A 3,017-nucleotide genomic window follows, 5' to 3' on the forward strand; every position below is an offset into this window, starting at 1 on the left:
CAGTGGGGGTGCTGGAAGTCGGTACTGCTGGGGAGTAGGCCTGAGGGCATGGATGCTCTGGTGGTCGGTGTGGACCCGGCTGATCCGCGGCGGTGGCGCCTGACGGGGCCGGACGTGGGCGGGTCGCTGTCCGCGATGAATGCGTACTTGGGTTATCTGGCTGATCGGAACTACTCCCCGCGCACGGTCCGCACGTACGGGTACGGGCTGCTCGCGTTCGCGCGGTGGCTCGCCGCGTCGGGGTTGAGCGTGGAAGCGGTGGGCACGTGCGAGGTGCTCGACTTCCTCGCAGCGTGCCGTCAAGAGTCGGTTCGGGGACGTCCGGGCCCGAACGTGCTGGACCTGAACGGCAACCGGACTGACCGGCTCGCGCCGGCCTCGATCAACCTTCGCCTTGCGGCTGTGACCGGCCTGTACGAGTACCGGGCGATGAGCGATCCCAGCTGCTCGTCGCCGATCCCGAAGGGGCGCCCCTCGTCGTGGTTCGCCCAGGGCGAGCGGTCCGGGCTGCTCGGCCACACCAAGCGGCGGCCCGCGCCGCGTTCGCGGCTGCGGGTGCGCACCCCGCGCCGGCTGCCGCGGGGGCTGGACGCTGGCGAGGTGACCCGCCTGCTCGGCGGGCTACGCACCCGCCGGGACCTGGCCATGGCCGGGCTGATGCTCTACTGCGGGCTGCGCTCGTGTGAGGTTCTCGCCCTGCAGGTCGCCGATGTCGACATCGGCGGTCGCTGGCTGACCGTGCACGGCAAGGGCGGCAAGGACCGCCGGGTCCCCCTCGACCGGGACGTCGCCGCCGTGCTGAACGCGTACTTGCTGACCGAGCGCCCGGACAGCGACGCGTCTGCGTTGTTCCTCGTCGCGAAGGGCCCCACGACGGGGCGGCCGCTGACCCCGGCCGGGTTGCGGACCATCTTCCGTTACCACCGGGCCACCTCCGGCGTCCCGGCCGGGGCACCGCACGCGCTGCGGCACACGTTCGGGACCGCGCTGGCCGAGGCCGGGGTGGACCTGGCCGTGATGCAGGCGCTGCTCGGGCACGCGCATGTCGACACCACGGCCCGTTACATCCACCTCGCCCCGACCCACGTGAAAGCCGAATACGATGCCGCGCGCAGCCGTCAACGCCAAAACCGTTGAGCCTCAGCACGAGCCACCTGCCGAGGTACTCGCCGCGTACCACGCCCACCAGGCGCGGACCGGGCGAGGCAACACCGCGTTCACGTACTGGGCCAAGACGTTCCTGCGGCGATGGCCGGTGGTGCGCGCCTGGGAGCACGAGCCGCTGGCGGTGCAGCTGACCGCGAACAGCGGCACCCGCCCGTTCATCACGTTCCTGCTCGTCACCGGACGGCTCCACCCGAGCTGGGAGTACCTGGTGCACCGCAAGTTCTCCTCGATCTGGCGCGACGTGCCCGGCACCGTCATCGGGCAGGACCTCGCGGCGTTCATCACCGCCGCCCGCGGCTGCGGGTACAGCCAGCGGGTCGCCTCGGCGATGGCCTCCCAGGTGATCGCCCGGGTGCTGTTCGCCACCGGCAAACGCCTGACCGACCTGGTCCACGACGACTTCGACGCCCTCGCGGTCGCCGGCCTCGCACGGCAGGCCGCGACCGGGCGCACCTGGAAGCACTACCGGGCCACCGCCACCGGCGCCAAGACCGTGCTGTACCACCACGGTGTGCTGCCTGCGCTGCCCGAGCCGTTCGAGCAGCGCTGGCCCTTCGCCCGGCGCCTGGCCCACGTGCCGGAGCCGATGCACGCCATCCTGGTGCGCTACCTGCAGCACAAGTCCGTCACCTGCCGTCCCGCCACCGTCTCCTCGCTGGCCACCAGGCTGGCAGCGTTCGGCGCCTACCTCGCCGGGACCGACCCGGACGCGACCCCCGCGACGCTCGACCGGTGCCAGCACATCGAACCCTGGCTGGCCAGCCTGACCACCGCGGCGAACACCAAGGCCGGCGGGACCCTGTCCGTCCCGGAGCAGGCACGACGGATCCTGGCCGTCGCGAACTTCCTGACCGAGATCACCGAGTGGGGCTGGCCCGAGGCACCCACCCGGCGGCTGATGTTCCCCTCCGACAACCCGCGACTGCCCCAACCCCTACCGAGGTTCCTGCCACCAGACGCCGACCGACGCCTCACCGAGGCCCTCGAGGCCTCCCCGCACCGGCTCGCCGCTGACGCGCTGCTACTGCAACGCGCCTGCGGCCTGCGGATCGGGGAACTGCTCGACCTTGAGCTTGACGCCGTCATCGACCTACCCGGCTCCGGGTCCTGGCTCAAGGTGCCCCTGGGCAAGCTCGACACCGAACGGATGGTCCCCATCGACGCCCAGATCCTCGCGCTGATCGACCGGATCACCGCCGCACGCAGCCCCGGACGGCCGATCCCACACCCACGCACCGGACGGCCCGCGGACTTCCTGTTCACCGCGCACGGCCACCGCATCGGACAGAACCGGCTGCGCAAGGAGCTCGACCGCGCCGCGAAGAGCGCCGGCATCGGGCACGTCACCCCTCATCAGCTCCGACACACCTACGCCACCGCCCTGGTCAACGCCGGCGTCTCGTTGCAAGCACTGATGGCCATCCTCGGACACGTGTCAGCCGAAATGAGCCTGCGTTACGGGCACCTGTTCGACACCACCGTCCGTGCCGAGTACGAGCGCGCGCTGGAGCTGGCCAAGCAGACCATCGGCGCCCTGCCCACCCCGAGCGAGCCGACCTCGAGCGCAGGCGACGACTGGCGCACCACCGCGACCGTCAAAACCGCCCTCGCCGGCGGCTACTGCCTACGCGCCCCCGCCCAAGGCCCGTGCAGCTACGCGAACATCTGCGAACACTGCCCCAGCTTCCACACCACCACCACCTACCTGCCCGTGCTGACCGCGCAACGCGACGACGCAGCCGCCCTCGCCGCAGACGCCACCACCCGCGGCTGGGACGCCGAGACCGAACGACACCTCCGACTCATCCACCGCCTCACCGCCCTGATCGACGACACCGCGACACACCCGA

The 3,017-nt window shown here is 71.5% G+C and carries 2 protein-coding genes; both read left to right on the forward strand.

Translation table 11 applies throughout. From position 1 onward, the window contains the following. Positions 1 to 48 precede the first annotated feature (48 nt). Positions 49 to 1,137, forward strand: coding sequence for a tyrosine-type recombinase/integrase (locus ABD225_RS18605; RefSeq protein WP_344089203.1), 1,089 nt, complete (start codon positions 49 to 51; stop codon positions 1,135 to 1,137). After that, a partial coding sequence (locus ABD225_RS18610) for a tyrosine-type recombinase/integrase (RefSeq protein WP_344089206.1) occupies positions 1,103 to 3,017 on the forward strand: 1,915 nt, incomplete at its 3' end. The genes ABD225_RS18605 and ABD225_RS18610, both read left to right, overlap by 35 nt.

Origin of the sequence: Nostocoides veronense, assembly GCF_039531185.1 — a bacterium.
Taxonomy (GTDB): domain Bacteria; phylum Actinomycetota; class Actinomycetes; order Actinomycetales; family Dermatophilaceae; genus Nostocoides_A; species Nostocoides_A veronense.